At 38.4% G+C, this 17,853-nt stretch carries 18 protein-coding genes; 6 read left to right on the forward strand and 12 right to left on the reverse strand.

Annotated elements, in window-relative coordinates:
- Window positions 1-30 precede the first annotated feature (30 nt).
- The 12 genes from gatB to secE form a co-directional block, all read right to left on the reverse strand.
- On the reverse strand, window positions 31-1,575 hold the full coding sequence (gatB, locus tag WC460_01415; protein MFA5188000.1) for an Asp-tRNA(Asn)/Glu-tRNA(Gln) amidotransferase subunit GatB: 1,545 nt from the start codon (window positions 1,573-1,575) through the stop codon (window positions 31-33).
- A 47-nt stretch (window positions 1,576-1,622) separates the two neighbouring features.
- Entirely contained in the window at window positions 1,623-2,357 is a 735-nt protein-coding gene (locus WC460_01420; protein MFA5188001.1) for a glycerophosphoryl diester phosphodiesterase membrane domain-containing protein, read from the reverse strand.
- A 73-nt stretch (window positions 2,358-2,430) separates the two neighbouring features.
- Window positions 2,431-3,039 (reverse strand): hypothetical protein, encoded by a 609-nt coding sequence (locus tag WC460_01425; protein ID MFA5188002.1) that lies wholly within the window; start codon window positions 3,037-3,039, stop codon window positions 2,431-2,433.
- Between the two features lie 175 nt (window positions 3,040-3,214).
- Window positions 3,215-3,652, reverse strand: coding sequence for a dUTP diphosphatase (locus tag WC460_01430; GenBank protein MFA5188003.1), 438 nt, complete (start codon window positions 3,650-3,652; stop codon window positions 3,215-3,217).
- A gap of 153 nt (window positions 3,653-3,805) precedes the next feature.
- Window positions 3,806-4,480: a thymidylate kinase gene (locus tag WC460_01435; GenBank protein ID MFA5188004.1), complete on the reverse strand. Its 675-nt coding sequence runs from the start codon at window positions 4,478-4,480 to the stop codon at window positions 3,806-3,808.
- 3 nt (window positions 4,481-4,483) lie between these two features.
- The gene (locus WC460_01440) at window positions 4,484-5,872 is read right to left on the reverse strand and encodes a thymidylate synthase (GenBank protein MFA5188005.1); all 1,389 of its coding nucleotides are present in this window, start codon (window positions 5,870-5,872) and stop codon (window positions 4,484-4,486) included.
- Window positions 5,873-5,875: 3 nt separating this feature from the next.
- Window positions 5,876-6,436 carry an AAA family ATPase gene (locus WC460_01445; protein MFA5188006.1) on the reverse strand — a complete coding sequence of 187 codons (561 nt, stop codon included), beginning with the start codon at window positions 6,434-6,436 and terminating at the stop codon, window positions 5,876-5,878.
- On the reverse strand, window positions 6,423-6,917 hold the full coding sequence (locus WC460_01450) for a cytidine/deoxycytidylate deaminase family protein (protein ID MFA5188007.1): 495 nt from the start codon (window positions 6,915-6,917) through the stop codon (window positions 6,423-6,425). Before WC460_01450 ends, WC460_01445 begins: the two co-directional genes overlap by 14 nt.
- Window positions 6,918-7,040: 123 nt before the next feature.
- Window positions 7,041-7,745 (reverse strand): 50S ribosomal protein L1, encoded by a 705-nt coding sequence (gene rplA / locus WC460_01455; GenBank protein ID MFA5188008.1) that lies wholly within the window; start codon window positions 7,743-7,745, stop codon window positions 7,041-7,043.
- A gap of 336 nt (window positions 7,746-8,081) precedes the next feature.
- Complete coding sequence (rplK, locus tag WC460_01460; GenBank protein ID MFA5188009.1) at window positions 8,082-8,507, reverse strand: 50S ribosomal protein L11; 426 nt, start codon at window positions 8,505-8,507, stop codon at window positions 8,082-8,084.
- A 136-nt stretch (window positions 8,508-8,643) separates the two neighbouring features.
- The gene (nusG, locus tag WC460_01465; protein ID MFA5188010.1) at window positions 8,644-9,186 is read right to left on the reverse strand and encodes a transcription termination/antitermination protein NusG; all 543 of its coding nucleotides are present in this window, start codon (window positions 9,184-9,186) and stop codon (window positions 8,644-8,646) included.
- A gap of 95 nt (window positions 9,187-9,281) precedes the next feature.
- Entirely contained in the window at window positions 9,282-9,473 is a 192-nt protein-coding gene (gene secE / locus WC460_01470; protein ID MFA5188011.1) for a preprotein translocase subunit SecE, read from the reverse strand.
- A gap of 261 nt (window positions 9,474-9,734) precedes the next feature.
- Between secE and WC460_01475 the strand changes: the two genes are divergently transcribed.
- From WC460_01475 to WC460_01500, 6 genes are all read left to right on the forward strand, one after another.
- Complete coding sequence (locus WC460_01475; protein ID MFA5188012.1) at window positions 9,735-10,469, forward strand: hypothetical protein; 735 nt, start codon at window positions 9,735-9,737, stop codon at window positions 10,467-10,469.
- A gap of 102 nt (window positions 10,470-10,571) precedes the next feature.
- Entirely contained in the window at window positions 10,572-11,408 is an 837-nt protein-coding gene (locus WC460_01480; protein MFA5188013.1) for a phosphotransferase, read from the forward strand.
- Between the two features lie 182 nt (window positions 11,409-11,590).
- Entirely contained in the window at window positions 11,591-13,405 is a 1,815-nt protein-coding gene (gene typA / locus WC460_01485; protein ID MFA5188014.1) for a translational GTPase TypA, read from the forward strand.
- Between the two features lie 126 nt (window positions 13,406-13,531).
- Window positions 13,532-14,293: a helix-turn-helix domain-containing protein gene (locus WC460_01490; protein ID MFA5188015.1), complete on the forward strand. Its 762-nt coding sequence runs from the start codon at window positions 13,532-13,534 to the stop codon at window positions 14,291-14,293.
- A gap of 868 nt (window positions 14,294-15,161) precedes the next feature.
- Entirely contained in the window at window positions 15,162-15,476 is a 315-nt protein-coding gene (locus WC460_01495; protein ID MFA5188016.1) for a hypothetical protein, read from the forward strand.
- 478 nt (window positions 15,477-15,954) lie between these two features.
- On the forward strand, window positions 15,955-17,634 hold the full coding sequence (locus tag WC460_01500) for a TROVE domain-containing protein (protein MFA5188017.1): 1,680 nt from the start codon (window positions 15,955-15,957) through the stop codon (window positions 17,632-17,634).
- The last annotated feature ends 219 nt before the right edge of the window (window positions 17,635-17,853 follow it).

The following is a 17,853-nucleotide window of genomic DNA, read 5'->3' on the forward strand; positions in this document are numbered from 1 at the left end:
CCGTTATTATAGCATAGATATAATAATTTGTCAAGGCTTGAGCAGATTCTTCATTATTTCAGCTATTTTCTCTGGATTAGCCTTGCCATGCGTTTTGGCCATAACCTGGCCTATAAGGGCGCCTAAAGCCCTTTCCTTGCCCTTTTTATAGTCTTCTACTGGTTTGGGGTTTTTAGCGATTATTTCTTTGGCAATTGTTTCTAATTCGCCTTCATCTGAAATTTGGGCTAAATTGCCTTCCTTTATCAAGTGGGAAGGGTCAGCGCCGGTTTTTATCATTTTGGGTAATATTTGCAGGGCAGTATTAGTGGTAATTTTTTTACTAAATAACCAGGTAATTAATTCAGCCATATTTTCCGGGGTCATTTTAATTTTTTCAATATTCAAATTAGCTTCAGCCAAATAGGGGATTAAATTATTTATAATTAAATTGCTGGTTAGTTTTGTTAATTGCGGTTTATAATCTTCCCAGACATTTTTAAGTTTATTAGGCTCTTCCAGGCTTTCAACCCATTCCCTTAATTCAGAAATCACCTCTTCCGTATAATTGGCAGTGGCTTTGTCTTCAGTTAAAATTTTAACTTCATCATAATTCAAATCAAATTCTGCCATAAATCTTTTACGTTTAGGGTCTGGCAATTCCGGCAGCTTTGTTTTTAAACATTCAAGGTCAATGGCAATTTCTTTTTGGTCGCAAACAATTTCTGGGCTGATCAAAAAATGAATTGGGGGAATGTCCGGCTCGGGAAAATAGCGGTAATCATGAGCTTCTTCTTTGGTCCTTTGTTCTTCAGTTATGCCCTTGGCATCATTCCAGCCGCGGGTGGTCAGATCTTTGGGCGCATTGCCTTCTAGCCAAAGTTTTGTCTGCCTTTGGATTTCATATTCTAAAGCTTTTTCCACGTTTTTAAAGGAATTAAGATTTTTAATTTCAGTTTTGGGATACAATTTTTCTTCGCCAATGGGCTTCATGGAGATATTTGCATCACAGCGTAAATGGCCTTTTTCCATGTCAGCTTCGGAAATATCCAGATAACGCATGATTTGGCGCAATTCTTGTAAAAATAATTTAGCTTGGAGAGGAGTTTTTATGTCTGGTTCACTCACAATTTCCATCAAAGGCGTTCCTCCGCGGTTGTAATCAATCAAACTGTAATTCTTTTTGGCTGGATGAAGTAATTTAGCAGCATCTTCTTCTAAATGAATGCGGTTAATCCTGATTTTTTCTCCATCCTTATCTTCAGGATTTAAAATATATAAGTAGCCATTTTGACAAATGGGCTGGTCAAATTGGGATATTTGGTAAGCCTTGGGTAAATCCGGATAAAAATAATGTTTGCGGTCAAATTTAGAATATTCAGCAATTGTGCAATTCAAAGCCAAGCCAGCTAAAGCTGTCCATTCAATGGCCTGTTTATTTGCCACAGGCAAAGTGCCTGGATGACCCAAACAAACCGGACAAACACAAGAATTGGCAGGTAAATTTTCACCGCCATTATCACAAGTGCAAAACATTTTTGATTTGGTTTTTAATTGGACATGGATTTCCAAGCCAATAACTGGTTCAAGTTCCATAGAATTAATAGGTGAATAAAAGCGAGAAGAGCAATAAGGGAAAAGCTTTAAACAGTAGGTTGAGTTGGGGTTGGAGTTTCTTTGGTTTCTTTTAAATTGTTATATAAGATAAGGCTAAAGGATGCAAATAAAGGAGCCAGGAAAATAAAAATAATTGAGGAAACAATATTCATCATTATGCTTTGGCTGTAGGAATTAGAATCAATATGTCCGCCGGTTAATAAATACATAAGTATAATTACGACTAGCATGACAACAAAATAAACGGCTAAAGCAGGGAGGATTAAACGCCAGAAAGTTGAACCCCAGCGTCCTTGGACTAATTCTTTGCTGGATTTTAATGCTTCCCAGCCTTTTTTATTTTCTAAAATATTAGTATAAGCAGAAAAGGCATACCAGACTGCGAAAATAATGCCTGGAATAATTAATAAAACAAAGCCGCCAATTAATATTAAGCCTGTCAGGATGGCAACTAAAAGGTAAGAGGGGATTTTTTTTAGCGAAGATTCAAAGATTTTATTTAAATCATAGGCCTGCTTTTTTAAAATTGCATTTATCAATTGGATTATTACAATTGCAATCCAAAGATTAACGGCCAGCATTATGACAGTCAGTAGCAAAACCAGAATTAAAATAGAAGGATTGCCAAAATATAAGGCCAAATAGTAAACCAGATATGGAATGATCATGATAATGACTGGGGTGATGAATTTTTGGAAATTGTCAGTGTAAAAATCCCAGCCTTTTTTCATTAAATCTGAGATTGGCATTAATTGTTGCATAGGTTTGTATGATTAGGTTTTATTAGGTTAAATGAGGTTTGATGAAGTTATATAAGGTTGCTTTAGGTTTGAATTATTCAATGATAGTTATTTTGCGTTTAATTATTTCCATAATTTGCGCCTGGACTTCTTCAATTGTTTGGTTGGCTTTGATTATATGCCAGCCAAAGTCCTGGGCGATTTCCGCAAAAGCATTATTAACTTTAGCCAGAGTTGCGGTGTTTGTTTCATGTATATTATTTTTATCCAAATCTTCAGGGAATGATTCTCCTTGAAATAATATGCCAAGGTCTTCTTTTATGAGATGTGAGTTCAATTTGTAAAGCAAGTTTTTATCAATGCCGGCGACCATGCCCCAGGCAATGCCAGTGCCAATATAATCTTCAGCCACTATCCAGGTGCCTTTATTTAATTTTTCCGCTAATTTCGGCTCATATTGAGTCCTATTTAAAACCTGCAGCATTTGAAATTCGCGGGCTGTAAATTGGTTGGGATTGCCTTGTCTCAGATACTCATTAATTAAACTGCCTGAAGGTTCCAGGTTATAAATCGCATATTTTAAATATTCCGCGTTTTTGCTTTGTTTAATAATTAAATTTTCCACGAGTAATTTAGCCTGGGTTGATTTGCCTAGGTTGTTTATGCCGTAAAGAACGATGAATTTGCCTTTTTGGTTTTTCATAAAATGGAATTATGAATTATGAGAGCCCGGCTTCGGCTCAGGCTGTTTTATTAGTCTTTTCTTAAGTGAGCAAAAGCCGAGACGAGCTGAAATCTGAAATTTGGATTTGTTATCAAATTACTATAATTTTAACAAAATATGCTAATTTTAGCCAGCCTTCGCAGGCCGAAGCCTGCTACGGCATGCATAGGCCTGTGGTACCAAATCCTCCGCGCGAAGGTTCATCCATTGATTCAACTTCATCAAAATCAAAGTTTTCACATTTGATGAGGACTAATTGGCAAAGGCGTGTACCTTTGTTGATGCGGACTAAAGAGTCAGTAAAGTTTCTTACAGCAAAGTGATATTCATCATCATTACCACAGTAATCACGATCCATAATCCCAACGCCATTAATACCCTGGATCCCTAATTTATGAGTTGATGATCTTGGAGCTAGCAAAATAAAATAACCATCAGGAATTTTTATGGCTACATTCATAGGGATATAGGTAATCTCTTTTGGTTTAATTTCAACATCAAGGCGGGAACAGAGATCAACGGCAACGGCTCCGGGAGTTTTATGAATTGGCAGTGGAAGGGATGGGTCTAATCTTTTAATTTTTATTCTCATAAATTTTTACGTTTTAAAATTCCAAATGACAAATTTCAAATAACAAATAAAATTCAAATCTCAAATTCTAAATTATAAAAACCGTTTGTTTCGGTGTTTGTATTTTGTTATTTATCTGGTGCTTGTGGTTTGGATTTTGTGATTTTTTTAAATTTAAATTAAATGACTAATTGTCTGCCAAAGCAGGGTACTAATTTCATCAATAGTCAAAAGTTGATTTTCTGGAGCGCAGTCAATTGTTATCCAATTATATTTATCAGCCACATAACGATAAGCCTCGGCTGCATTTTTCAAATGTTCCAAATCAGCTTCATGGATGTCTCTTTTTTTATCACCTATGTAATCGCGCTGGCCTTTTTGGCCAACTAGTTCTTGCCCAATTTCCGGTGGCAAATATAAAAGAATATTCAAGTCAGGTTTTGGAATGCCAAATAAATTATATTCCAATTCAAATAGCCATTCTAAAAATTTATCCCTTTCTTGCAGATCTGAAATTTTGCCAGCCTGGTGGCCCATATTGGATGAAACATAACGATTACTGATCACAATATTGCCTTCATCCAGCCATTTTTTTATTTGAGAAGAAGAAGCATAGCGATCGCAGGCATAAAAAATAGACGCTCGGTAAGGGCCGACATCATTAGCTGAGCCAAAATTTCCATTCAAATATTCTTCAACCAAGCCAGCGCTTTTTTGGCCATATTGGGGAAAATCAATCATTTTGACTTGATGGCCTGATTGTTCTATTTTTTCCACTAACAATTTTGTCTGGGTTGCCTTGCCAGAGCCATCAGTGCCGTCAATCACTATAAAAAATCCTTTTGACATAGATTATATTTTTAATTCGCGATCCTGCTGATAGGTCAGATTATTTTTTAAGGCTAATTCAGCTTTCATTAATTCTCTGCCCAAATCCAAAGCATGCAAGATCTCGCTGATAAAAGTAAAAATTTGGTTATTAATTTCTGTGGCAGTTGCGCCTGAAAATTTTTGGATAAATTGGCCGGTGGGAGAATAGTGGCTGACGATTATTTTATCGTTTTCAAGTTGAATTTCAAAACTGCCTCTTGGGTCTTGGACGCATTCAGTGGGTGGTTTATGTTTGGCCACTGTTTCAGCGGCTGCTAAAAAATCTCTTTCGTAAATATGCGCCGAATTGGAAATAAAACAAAGTTTGCCCATTTTAACGCCTAATGCGTCAGCAATTTCTTTTTGGACTTTGCGCAAAGCAAAACAGTTTTGCGGCCAGGCTCTATACATATCATTAGAACGCATATAGGTGGTTAAATAAAGTTTATCGCCCTGAATTAAGGCATTAACTAAATTGATGCAAGGACTTTTTGGGTTTCCAGTGTCTTTCATCACATCCCAGGTAAAGGCAATGGCGCGGCGGCTATAGCTATTAGCTTTTAAATCATTGATCAGGGCTTCAATCTGGTTAATGCCGTTAAAATTTCTTAAACGGCTGCCATAAGTGTATTCCACGCCTTCAAAAATGCGGTCAGTCATTAATTGCGGATAGTAATTTTCCAGATCTTGTTTGTTAAAATAAAGATAATCTGTCAGGTAAGGATTGTCAGGGTCTTCATCACTGATTATGGTTGAGACATTGATTAATTCACGCTGCATTTCAGAATACTGGCACATTTTATTAACCCCAAATTTTAAAACGCGATCCAAGATTTTTAACCACAAGTCAGCAATCTTTTTGTCTTCCAAGCGGAAGCATATTTCTTCAGAAGGGAAATCAATCTTTTCCCTTTGGGCTTGATCAGGAAAGTCAATTATTTCAGGCAGCCAGGCTGGGCTATTTTGGGGCTGCTCGCTAAGGAAATCATTAATTTTTTCCTCTGGAATAAAATGGGTGTTATTTTTAAACCAGTCAATAAATTGTTGGGTTTTTTCCGCTGGTATTTCTTTGTGTAAAACTTCCTGTCCTTGCCCTGCAGCTAGAAAATTTTCAAAAAATTTGAGACTGCCGGAAAGGTCTTTGCCTGTCACAATTAATTTGGAGATTTTTGGATTTAAAAAAATATTGCGGATAATATAATTAATGCCTTCTTTGCTGTAAAGCTGGCCAATGGCGCCAATTTTGGCTTTATTGTCAGGAGAAATTAAATCATTAATGTGCTCTTTTTTGCTCCAGCCCGTAATAATGCCAAAATATCCTTCGGTTGAAGGTATTAAAATTTGGTTATTATAATATTTTGGCCAAGTCATATTTTAGCGAGTTAATTGTCGGATTATATTTTCAATTTGGCGCTGTAAATCTTCAGCGGTGCCGTTATTATCAAGATGAAATTCGGCGATTTTTGCCACTTCTTTTATTTGTAATTCAGCTTCTTTTTGTTCATCATCTTGGAATTCGGCAAGTGTTTTTTTGTTGTCATCAGTATTCTCACCCCGCCTAATAATGCGCTCAAAACGAATTTTTTGCTCAGCATTAATTTCTATAAGATGAAAATTTGGCATTTTTTGAAGATATTTAATATCAGCTTGGCGGCGAACCCCATCCAAAACAATTATATGCGCAGAAGAGTTTTTAACATCATTAGCAATAGTTTGAGCCATTAAATCATCGCCAAAAGTTTTCCTTAAGGCTGAAGAGGCAGCCTGCATATTTTCACGGCTTTGAGGAATGTAAAAACGGTCTAGGACATCACGCAACATGCTGGAAAACCGAAAAATTTGCGCCTGGTGTTTGTCTTTGAGATAATTGCATGCCGTGCCTTTGCCTGAAGCAATCGGGCCGACAAATCCCAGAATAATTTTATTGTTTGTCATATTTTTCAATTTCATCTTCAAAAAAAATAAGTTCCACCCCGGCGCATTTAAACATTTCTTCGCTTTCTTTGCCGGCATGATATTTTTTTTCGCTGACAACGCGTTTAATGCCGGCGTTAATAATCATTTTGGCGCAGGTTGAACAAGGCGTCATTTTGCAGTACAATGTCGCGCCATTTATGGAAACGCCCAGTTTAGCTGCCTGCACAATGGCATTTTGTTCAGCATGAGTAGTCCGAACACAATGTTGCGTCTGGCTGCCGTCTTCATGGACCATGGTTTTCATTTGGTGCCCGATTTCATCGCAATGAGGCAAGCCTTTGGGCGAGCCAACATAGCCAGTGACCAGAATTTGTTTATCGCGGGCAATTACGCAGCCAGAGCGGCCTCGATCACAAGTTGCTCTTTCAGCCACTGTTTTGGCAATATCCATAAAATATTTGTCCCAGGAAGGCCTTTGATATTTTGTTTCTTCAGCCATAGGAATTAAAAATAATTAATAAAAAATAAAATTTAAGGTGATTATATTTTAGCAGAAGAATTTATAAAAATAAAGGGGATAAATACAAAAAAACGCCCCGCAGTGCGGAAGCGTTTTTTTTGCTTAAATTTGGACTCGGATGCCAGGACCCATGGTTGAAGAAAGTGTGATGTTTTTGATAAAAATTCCTTTAGTGCTTGCAGGTTTTAGTTTGTTTAAAGCTTCTACTACAGCCTGATAATTTTCCTGTAGTTTTTTATCATCAAATGAGGCTTTGCCAATACTTAGGTGGATATTGCCGGTATCATCATTTTTAAAGCTAATTTTGCCTTTGGCCAATTCTTCAATAGTTTTTTTCAGGTTGTTTGTAACCGTTTCTGTTTTAGGGTTTGGCATCAAGCCTTTTGGGCCTAAAATTTTGGCTACTTTGGCCAGATCTTTCATCATTTCCGGCATGGTGACCAAAATATCAAAATTTATCTTCTGTGTTTTGGCAATCTCGTCAATTATTTCCTGTCCGCCAACAATATCAGCGCCAGCTGCCTTGGCTTCTTTTTGCTTTTCAGCCGGCGCCACCACAGCAATTTTGATTTTTTTGCCTGTGCCATTAGGTAAAAGTACCGTACTTCTGATTTGCTGTTCGCTTTTGGCCGGATCTATGCCGGTTTTGATTGCAACGTCAATTGATGAATCAAATTTGGCAGTGGCAGTGTCTTTTGCCAGTTTAATTGCTTCTTCAAAGGAGTAAGCTTTTGTTTTGTCAATCTTGGCGTTTAATTCGCTAAATCTTTTAGAATGAGGTGCTTTTTTTGTTCGTCCTCTTCGCATAAATTTTTTATGATTAATTTTGTTAAAAGTGATTATACTTGTTGTATGTATGTGGCTCTACGGATTACAGATATGTACAGATATACAAATCAGTTATGTATTCGTAAATCTGTATCTATCTGTAATCTGTAGTAACAAAAAACTGATGTCGCAATACACCAGTCTTTAAGTAAATAGGGTAGTAGTATTGCGTGGTGCAAGCGAAAGGAAAATTCTTTCTCCCACTTATTTAATGCTGAATGCTGAATTCTGAAATAATATTTTAGTTTTGTGATTTGAGATTTATATTTTGATATTTTTTTGAATTTTGTGATTTGTCTTTTGAATTTTAAAAATTTAGCCTTCAACTGTCAAACCCATTTGTCTGGCAGTGCCTTCAATAATCTTCATAGCTGCTTCAATGTTATCAGTATTCAGGTCTGGCAGTTTTTTTTCTGCTATCTCCCTGATTTGAGCTTTAGTAACTTTGCCTACCTTTTCTTGAAGCGGTTTGCCTGAACCTTTGGCAATGCCAGCGGCTTTTTTAAGAAGTTCAGCAGCAGGTGAAGTTTTTAAAACAAAATCATAAGTGCGGTCATCATAGACTTTTATTTCTACCGGGATAATATCGCCCATTTTATCTTTAGTCGCTTCATTAAATCTTGCGCAAAATTCAGCAATATTTAAGCCATGCTGGCCTAAAGCTGGTCCGACTGGAGGTGCAGGATTGGCCGCACCAGCTGGAATTTGTAATTTGATAATTGTTTTGATTGGTTTTGGCATAGGGTAAATTGGGTTAATTGAACCACAGATTTATACTCACAGATTGCACTGATTTTTTTAATGAGAAGCCCATCTAATGGCATTAAAAAAATGATTTATCTGTGGAAATCAGTGAACGAAATCAGTGGTTCCATTATCATATCTTTTTTATCTGTAGAAAGTCAAGTTCAACCGGGGTTTCGCGGCCAAACATAGAGACCAGGATTTTGACTTTGCCGCGCGCTTCATCAATGGCAGTAACTTTGCCTTCAAAATTTTTAAACGGCCCATCTGTAATTTTAACCGGCGAACCTTCAGAAACATCAATTTTGAATTTCGGTTCTTCTTGGCCCATTCTTTTCAATAAGCCCTGGACTTCTGTTTCAGAAACCGGAGTCGGGCTTGCGCCTGAGCCGACAAAACCAGTAACATTAGGTGTGTTTCTGACCACATACCAGGAATCGTCAGTCACATCCATATTAACCAGCAGATAGCCTGGAAAAATTTTTTCAATCACGGTTTTTCTTTTGCCGTTTTTTATCTTAATTTTTCTTTCAGTTGGAATAATAACATCAAAAATTTTATCTTCCATGTCCATTGACTCAATCCTTTGTTTTAAATTGTCCGCGACGCTTTCTTCATAGCCGGAATAAGTGTGGATTACATACCAGCGTTTGCCGCGGGATATTTGTTTTGCCATAGAGTAATTGGGTTAATTGAACCACTGATTAATATTCACAGATTACACGGAGATTATCTGCGTAATCCGTGAGCAAAAATCCGTGTTTCAGTTTCCTATTTAATTATTAATTGGACGCCCAAAGATAACAGATAATCAGCCAGGCCAATAAAAGCGGCTAAGCCCAAGCTAATGCCAATCACCAAAAGAGTATAGTTGACTGTCTGCCTTCTGGTCGGCCAGGTAACCTTTTTTAATTCGGCGATTGAATCTTTGATGTAATCTGTTATTTTTTGAAAAATGTTCATATATCTGAATTATGAATTATGAAATCTGACCTTCGTCAGCCGAAGCTCCGCACCGCGGAGCGAAGGCTGAGATATGAAATTAGATAAGTAATTCTTGGTTTTTAAAAAGACCCTGGCAGGTCTTGTATACTTATATTATAAACTATTTAAAGATATTGTCAAGCTTTTATTTTTGGAAGCTTTTTATTTGACAAATTATGGGATTTATGTAAACTAAAGACAAGAACCTTTGGTTCTTTTAAATTCAAAAGGAGGAAGAAAATGAAGCACATGATATCAAGATTTGTTGTTTTGGGGCTGTTGGTAATTCTTATCGCCCTTGTCACTTCAAATGAAGTTCGTTCAAAGGGTAAACAGGATTTTCCCACAATATCGCCATCCGAAAGTTACGTTGACTTTTTAGGAATGGTGAAACTTCAAGCCATGGATGCTCTGATTCAAATAGACAAAGAAGCGTATGAAAAGAGTAAAAACGGAGAGAAAATATTGCCTCCCCAGACTGAATTCGTAATGCAGTATCTTCTGGATACAGATGCTAAGGTCTGTCCAACTTGCTCAGCCGATCTTCAGAAAATACTGACCGTACTTTTTTTTAACTCAAAACTCGCAGAAGAAAAGAAGATTACGTTCACACTTTTATTGAGATCAAATGAAACAGAATCATTTGATTTCGTAGCTTCCGTTCTGGCCAGGGTTGCTTATGAACATGGCGGCTTTCAGCGCGGTTCATTTGCGACATCAGAAGAGCTTGTCTCACTTTTGCACAGGATTAATTTTTCCTATGGAAGTGAAATTCTCTTTTCCGATCTTGGCTTTCCAGATGATGTAGTAACGATACTGGAAAAAAATGTGGGTAAGGTTTTCCCATTCGTTTTTATTTGGGGCCCGGCCAGTGACACTGAATTCAAAGAAAGAAAAATAATTTATCTGGGCATCCATGAAAAAGTCAATTGGTCTAAACTTGACCAGATAATTACTGATAATACTCCCCAATAAAATAATTTAGAATTTAAAAGCGGTCTCCCAGTGCGGGATCGCTTTTTACTTGAAAAGGTTTGATTTTAATATATAATTAAGATATAAATTTTAATTCTATCTATGGAAAATAAATTTGAAGACCGCAACCAAAATATAAATTTTCCTCCCCAAAAAGTATTGCATGCTTTTAATCTTACTGGAGACCCCATTCTCTTAAGTGGCGGACAAGGTAATTCTTTCCTTGTTGATAATGTCGTTTTAAAGCCTACAAAAGATGTGCAGGAAGCTTCATGGCTGGCTGAAATTAATAACAGTCTAATTAGTAATGAATTTAGAGTACCTAAGCCAATTCGTGCAAATGATAATTCCTGGGTTTTTGAAGGCTGGACAGCAAACACGTTTTTATCAGGCGAACATATCCCTGGCAATTATTCTGGGGTGATTGATGTTAGTAAAGTTTTCCATAAAGCTTTAATTGGCATACCTAAACCTGATTTTTTTGATCAGAGAAACACGGTGTGGTCTGTGGCTGACAAAATCGCTTGGGGGGAATTACCGCTTCCTGATTTTGCATTGACCAATAATCCTTTACTGAAAATTTTTAAGTTACTTAGAAAAAATGAATTACCTAACCAACTTATACACGGTGACATGGGTATTGGCAATGTCTTATTTGATAAAAAATTACCTCCGGCAGTAATTGATTTTAGTCCTTATTTCAGGCCTGCTGATTTTGCTATTGCCATAATGATGATTGATGCACTCGTTTTTGAAAATGCAGATAAATCAATTCTGAATCTAGGCAAAGATTTTAAGGATTTTAATCAGTTGCTCCTGCGAGCTTTAGTCAGACGTATTTGTGAATATATCGGACATCAGACGCACAAAGAGGCTAGTAAGGATTTTTCACCGGAAATCATTAAACATTTGCAGATTATAGATATTATTAGTAAATAGGTGTTTATTGCTTTAGCGTATTTTGGGCTATTTTTTGCGTTAATTGTTACTTTTTTGATAAAATATCCAAATTGCAGTTGACAGAAACATAAAATTGGTATATAATTAAGAGCATAAATGATAAATTTATCCAGCTGAAGTCAGCGGATTTTTTTATTTTTTAAATTCTTAGGCACTATTTTATGATTAATATTAGAAATGTCGCAATCATCGCCCATGTGGACCACGGCAAAACAACGCTGGTGGATGCTTTGCTGCGCCAATCAAAAACCAATTTGAATAAAGATGTGGTTGATACAGAACTAATCATGGACAGCAACGAATTGGAAAAAGAACGCGGTATTACAATTTTCTCAAAAAACGCCTCAGTTATTTGGCAGGATGTGAAAATAAATATTATTGATACTCCTGGCCATGCTGATTTTGGCGGGGAAGTGGAGCGCGTTTTAAATATGGCTGACGGCTGTCTGCTTTTGGTTGACGCCAAAGAAGGGCCAATGCCGCAAACAAGATTTGTTTTGAAAAAAGCTTTGGAAATGGGCTTAAAAATTATTGTCGTAATCAATAAAATTGATAAGCCAGATGCTCGGCCTGATTTTGTTTTGGATAAAACTTTTGAATTGTTTATTGAACTGGGAGCTGATGATCAGGCTTTAAATTTTCCTGTTATTTACGCTGCAGCCAAACAAGGCAAAGCAGGCTTAGACAAAGACTTAAATAAAATGACAGATATTAGTCCGGTTTTTGAAGCAATTTTAAAACATATCCCGGCGTTTTTAGGCGATTCTGACTTACCTTTACAAATGTTAGTTACAAATATCACTGGTGATAATTTTAAAGGCCGAATTGCAATCGGCCGGGTGCATAATGGCAAGATTAAAGCAGGCCAGGACGTAATGCATATCAATAGACTGGGCCAGATGGCTAAATATCGTTTGGTTTCGCTTATGACTTTTAAGGGTTTGGGCAGAATTGAAACAGCAGAAGTTCAAGCAGGCGATATTGCAGCCATTGCCGGAATTGATGATATTAATATCGGTGAAACCATTGCTGACACAGAAAATCCCAAAGCCTTACCGCTTTTAAATATTGATGAGCCGACAATTAAAATGGGCATTATGGTTAATGATTCGCCATTTGCCGGCAAAGAAGGCAAATACAGTACTTCCAGGCAGATTAAAGAACGTTTATATAAAGAATTAGAAACTGACATGGCTTTGCGCGTTGAAGACGGTTTAAAAGGGGATTGGGTAATTTCTGGCCGCGGTGAATTACATTTAGCAATTGTGATTGAACGCATGAGGCGTGAAGGCTATGAATTCCAGGTTTCACGTCCGCAGGTAATCAATAAAGAAATTGATGGTAAAAAATTAACACCCTATGAGCGGGTATTTATTGAAGTGCCTGAGGCTTATTATGGTTCAGTCATGCAGAAATTAGGCTCTCGCAAAGGCGAATTAAAGGACATGAAAACTATTGAAGGTATTGTTTATTTAGAATTTATCGTACCGACTCGCGGTTTATTTGGTTATCGCAGTGAATTTTTAACAGACTCTCATGGCATGGGAATTATTAATACAACTTTTTATCAATATCTGCCTGATCCAAATAATTGGAAAGAAAAAGAGCAGGGCTCATTGGTTGCCCACGAAAGCGGTGTGACTAATTTATACGGTTTGCTTAATGTTCAAGACCGCGGTGTTTTATTTTACGGACCGGCTGTTCCGGTTTATGAAGGCGAAGTGGTTGGCCAAAATTCCAGGCCTGGAGATATTAGGGTAAATGTTTGTAAAACCAAACAATTATCAAATATGCGTTCTAAAGGTGATGGTTCGGCTGACCATTTTAATACTCCAAAAATAATGGACTTGGAAGACGCGCTTGAATATATTGGCGATGATGAATTGGTTGAGGTTACGCCAAAAAATGTGCGTATTAGAAAAATTTATTTAAATGCGCTGACTGCAAAGAGAATGGCGCAGGCTGGTAAGGATTAAAAATCTTGTGGAGACGGAATCTAATTCCCAATTGGGAATTGGATTCCTAGAACTCTCAAAAATGTGGTATAATATTTGTAAGCCAATAAGCCAATAAGCCATTGGCCATTGGCCATATAAATTTTTATGATAAATTACCAGGAATTAAAAAAAATAGGCCTATCAGACAAAGAGGCTAAATTATATTTGACTTCTTTGCAGCGCGGTCCGGAAACAGCGCCGACTTTGGCAAAGTTGTCAGACATTGTTAGACCGACTGCTTACGTGATTATTGATAGTTTAACGAAAAAGGGCTTAATGAGTTCTACTGCCAAAGGAAAGAAAACTTTTTATACTGCTGAGTCGCCAGAGCATCTTTTGAGCCTGATACGTCTGCAAAAAAGAGAAATTGAAGAAAAAGAAAGGGAAATTTTTAAATTGATTCCGCAATTAGAGTTGCTTGCCAATATAAAAGGGGAAAAGCCTAAAGTCAGGGTTTTTGAAGGTAAAGAAGGCTTAAAAGCAGTCATAGAGAGTATTTTAAAAAGCAAGACCAAAATTATTTACAGTTTCATGCCAGCTGATCGGCTTTTTGATTTATTCCCAGCGGATGAACATAAAGAATTTATGGCCAGTCCCCGAGTCAAGAAAGGAATTAAAGGGAAGCTTTTATATACCAGTAAAAATGGACATATTTATAAAGCTAAAGATCCGCAAAATTTACGCGAGGCAACTTTTATTGACCAGAAAGATTTTCCTTTTGATTGCGGGATTGATATCTATGACGATAATATTGCTTTTTACACGTATAAAGGAGCAATAATGGGGGTTGTAATTGAGAATACAGATATTGCCAATACGATGAAAACAGTTTTTAATATGATTTGGGAAAAATATAATAGAAAATAATTTTTTTTGCGTAGAATCCTGAAAATGTCAATAGCTATTGACATTTTTTTTAATTTATGGTAGAATACCAGATTGATTGTCGGAGGGGAGATACTTTTGGGCAAGGAGGTGAAATAATCATGGGAGCAGGATGAAATATCTCAAAGATGCCTAAAGGGCTGAGAACATGAACAGATTTAGTTAGTATAAAAAGTAAACCACTAGCTGACAAAATTAAAGGATTGTCCTTTGGCAAAATCAAGAAGCAAAACATGACAATAAGGAGAAGCGTACTTGAAAAAAAGAAGCAGACTCTGTCGTCTGGGCCGTTATAATTAAAGAAAAAATGGTTTGGCCTAGGCTGACTTATATGCGATGATTCAGTCCATATCCCATCAGGCTTATCAGAAGCAAGCCAGTAGATAAAGAATTAATGGGGTGGATAGAGAATCAAGTACTCAACGAGCAAAATGGCTTTCGGAAATTTCGCAAATGCGAAAAATCCGGAAGCCATTTTTTCTTTTCTAAAATTTTTTTTCAAATGTACAATCTAGTATAAATTGACTTTAATTTAATACAAATAACCTTTATTTTATGAGCCTTTTTAGCATTATTTTGAAATTTGGTATAAGGGGGCTTGACAAATTTTTTTACTTATGCTAAGATGCTATATTAACTAAAAAAAGTTTCTGGAAAAAAAGTTAGCAGAGGGAATAGTACAAATAAGATTTTGCAGCATTGATCCCGAAAGCCCCAAGAATTGGGGATCAATCTGGTCTTATTTGCACTATCCTCTTTGTTAAAACAAAGAGTCCCATGCTTATCGCCGCTCTTTAAAAAAATAATTTCACTGCGTGCTTTTGCAGCTTTATAGAATTAAGGCTCCAGAATGGACGCAGTGAAAAATGCTGGTAGGAAAATTTTTCCTGCGGCTTGCCAAAATGAACTGGGAGTATTTCCTACTCCCGAATCCTGGGTCACCTTGTTAATTATTGTCCTTAGATTATTGATCAGAGCAAATAAGTCCTGTAAAAAGGATAAATCAAAGATAAGCCAGGAATCTCAGTCGCTTGAAAAAGCAGCTGATTGGGAGAGGGAAATCTCCGACGACTTATCTGCGATTTCAGCAATGATTATTTGCTTAAGGGATAAAACCCGTGATCAATCGGAGGACTGCATAACGAGGTTACTTCAAAAACAATGAAGCTGGGCTTTCTCAGTTCATTTGGCAAGCACTAAACGCAAGTAAAAACAGTTAGTCGTTATAGCAAGAGATGACTAAACTGTTTTTACTTGGAGGAACAGCAATACTCTGGATTTCTTGCAGCTCTTTATCCCGCAAGGGAAACCTTAATTTCTTTTTGCCTTCACTCTTTTGCTAAGAGCGATCATGCTCGCGGTGATTTCCCGGCAAAAGACTTGGGCTGCGAATTGAGGTTACTCCAATAAAAGATTAATAACAGAGATCTGTTGCCAGAGTGTTGGCTGTTCCAAATTTTAAAATATCAAAGGGCTTTTACGCCCTTTTCTTAAACTCTATAATTTTTGTTGCTATGTAATCCTTCGCGCTACATAGCAGAATAAAGGATTGTAGGATTTAAAAAACACATTAACTAAGCTAGTGTGCAAGGTACATTACAATTTTCAACCAACTAATAACTTAGGACAAAAGGAGGTCCCAGATGAAGAATATTGCGAGATTGATTAAGTCAGTAAAGGCTGCCAACCAGGGCTCTCAAACTCATCCCAATAGGGAAGGGGCTCCGAGTTTCTATCGGAGTATAAAAGAGCAGGTTGTGCAGATCCTCACCACTGGGACCTTAAGCAACACCTTTTATGCCTCGACCGAGCAACTCGGCAGGGAAGCCATAGAGGTTTTGTTGCAGGCAAGGCAAGAGTGTCCGGAATTTTTGGCTAAGGCCGTTGCCTATGCCAGGAATGAGGGACTACTCAAGTCAATGCCGGTCCTGGGGCTAGCGATGCTCTCCGGAGAGAGAAAGGCCAAGCAATACTTCCAGGCCACTTTTAATCAGGTAGTAAAAACGCCGGATGATTTGAGGGCATTTGTACTGCTCTGCAAATCAGGCGTTATACCTGGGCGAAAGGGCTTGGGCGGGATGACTCGTGATGCGGTGGCGAACTGGCTGGGAAATCTTTCAGAGTATCACACGATGAAATACGGTTCGGCCGTTTCTCGTGAGATTACACTCAGAGATATACTTCGCTTAGCTCACCCCAAACCGCAAAACGAAGCTCTCTCCGAGCGTTTCGGCTACTTGGTTTCAGGGAAGCGGGCTTTGAGTGCAAACTCTGGTCTTAATCCCCAGATTCGCATGCTGGAAACTTTGAAGCGGGCGACTACTGAAGAAGAGACGCTGAACCTCGTGCGCGAGGGTAAGCTGCCTTTTGAAGTAGTCATTCCTGCGGTTAAAGCGACCACGCCTGCAATCTGGTCAGCTCTGCTTCATAACGCGCCCTACTTTAACTTGCTGAGAAATTTGGTGACGTTCACGCGCCATCAGGTTTTTTTAAGCGAGGCAGAGGTAGAGTACGCTGTGCAGCGGCTGACTGACGCCAGAGCTGTCGAGCGTTCGAAAGTGTTGCCGTTCCGGTACTTCCAGGCCTGGCAGCAGTATGTGGCGATGGAAAATCCAGACAGCCTGATCGCAGATGCACTGCGACAGGCTTTGGAGCTTTCCTTTGTTAACATGCCATCGCTGGGTTCTTGCCAGATTGCGATCGGTACTGATACTAGTGGTTCAATGGGCAGTCAGGTCTCTGAAAAGAGCTCGACTCGTTTCATTGATATCGCAGGTATCTTTACCGGTGCATTACTGCGCAAGGCAGAAGGCCGGGTTATTCCTTTACCTTTCGACACCGAGATCCACATCAACCATGGTCTTTCTGGCCGTGATGAAATACTCACGACTACTGATAAGATCAGCCATTGGTGTGGCGGTGGCACTGCGGTTGGCGCGCCGATACAGTTCCTACTTGATCGACGGATTTCCGTTGATGTCTTTATTGGCATCACTGATCAGGAGGAATGGGCGTATGGCGGCGGATATCCCTGTCGTGGGAGTTTCCTTGACTTGTGGCACGAGTACCGCAAGCAGGTTAACCCTCATTGCAAGGCATATCTGGTAACCATTGCCCCGTATCGAGACGCGGTTGCACCGCAGGGCGAGGAAGGTATTCGTTTCACCTACGGATGGAACGACAGCGTGCTCGGTTACATTGCCAATGATCTGGCAGGCGGCGCAAGCCAAATCCAGGCCATTGAGCAAATGGAGCTTGAGTTCGTTGGGGATAACGGTCCGCTTTCCGAGACCGCTAGCGAGGACGCGCAGATTGAAGATTAACCATGGGGTTAGTCTTCACTTCCAAATGGAAGTCCCACATCAGACTGCGCGAAGCTCTGTTTCCGCATTGCGGAGATCTTTACCTTTACTGCGGTTAATGTGATGCCACACGTTTTCTGCGGTTCTGTGTGATGACCAGAGAGCACCCTGGGTCTAAAAGACCGAAACCAATTGTTTAGACTTTAATGTCTGACAATTGTCCCAAATGGGATCAGGGAT

Source organism: Patescibacteria group bacterium (assembly GCA_041651155.1).
GTDB lineage: Bacteria > Patescibacteriota > Patescibacteriia > CAIXNZ01 > CAIXNZ01 > JAPLYF01.

What these genes read in the sequence shown, in the direction of transcription:
- gatB (MFA5188000.1), bottom strand. Translation starts at nt 1,575, where the DNA reads ATGGAACTTGAACCAGTTATTGGCTTGGAAATCCATGTCCAATTAAAA.
- WC460_01420 (MFA5188001.1), bottom strand. Translation starts at nt 2,357, where the DNA reads ATGCAACAATTAATGCCAATCTCAGATTTAATGAAAAAAGGCTGGGAT.
- WC460_01425 (MFA5188002.1), bottom strand. Translation starts at nt 3,039, where the DNA reads ATGAAAAACCAAAAAGGCAAATTCATCGTTCTTTACGGCATAAACAAC.
- WC460_01430 (MFA5188003.1), bottom strand. Translation starts at nt 3,652, where the DNA reads ATGAGAATAAAAATTAAAAGATTAGACCCATCCCTTCCACTGCCAATT.
- WC460_01435 (MFA5188004.1), bottom strand. Translation starts at nt 4,480, where the DNA reads ATGTCAAAAGGATTTTTTATAGTGATTGACGGCACTGATGGCTCTGGC.
- WC460_01440 (MFA5188005.1), bottom strand. Translation starts at nt 5,872, where the DNA reads ATGACTTGGCCAAAATATTATAATAACCAAATTTTAATACCTTCAACC.
- WC460_01445 (MFA5188006.1), bottom strand. Translation starts at nt 6,436, where the DNA reads ATGACAAACAATAAAATTATTCTGGGATTTGTCGGCCCGATTGCTTCA.
- WC460_01450 (MFA5188007.1), bottom strand. Translation starts at nt 6,917, where the DNA reads ATGGCTGAAGAAACAAAATATCAAAGGCCTTCCTGGGACAAATATTTT.
- rplA (MFA5188008.1), bottom strand. Translation starts at nt 7,745, where the DNA reads ATGCGAAGAGGACGAACAAAAAAAGCACCTCATTCTAAAAGATTTAGC.
- rplK (MFA5188009.1), bottom strand. Translation starts at nt 8,507, where the DNA reads ATGCCAAAACCAATCAAAACAATTATCAAATTACAAATTCCAGCTGGT.
- nusG (MFA5188010.1), bottom strand. Translation starts at nt 9,186, where the DNA reads ATGGCAAAACAAATATCCCGCGGCAAACGCTGGTATGTAATCCACACT.
- secE (MFA5188011.1), bottom strand. Translation starts at nt 9,473, where the DNA reads ATGAACATTTTTCAAAAAATAACAGATTACATCAAAGATTCAATCGCC.
- WC460_01475 (MFA5188012.1), top strand. Translation starts at nt 9,735, where the DNA reads ATGAAGCACATGATATCAAGATTTGTTGTTTTGGGGCTGTTGGTAATT.
- WC460_01480 (MFA5188013.1), top strand. Translation starts at nt 10,572, where the DNA reads ATGGAAAATAAATTTGAAGACCGCAACCAAAATATAAATTTTCCTCCC.
- typA (MFA5188014.1), top strand. Translation starts at nt 11,591, where the DNA reads ATGATTAATATTAGAAATGTCGCAATCATCGCCCATGTGGACCACGGC.
- WC460_01490 (MFA5188015.1), top strand. Translation starts at nt 13,532, where the DNA reads ATGATAAATTACCAGGAATTAAAAAAAATAGGCCTATCAGACAAAGAG.
- WC460_01495 (MFA5188016.1), top strand. Translation starts at nt 15,162, where the DNA reads ATGGACGCAGTGAAAAATGCTGGTAGGAAAATTTTTCCTGCGGCTTGC.
- WC460_01500 (MFA5188017.1), top strand. Translation starts at nt 15,955, where the DNA reads ATGAAGAATATTGCGAGATTGATTAAGTCAGTAAAGGCTGCCAACCAG.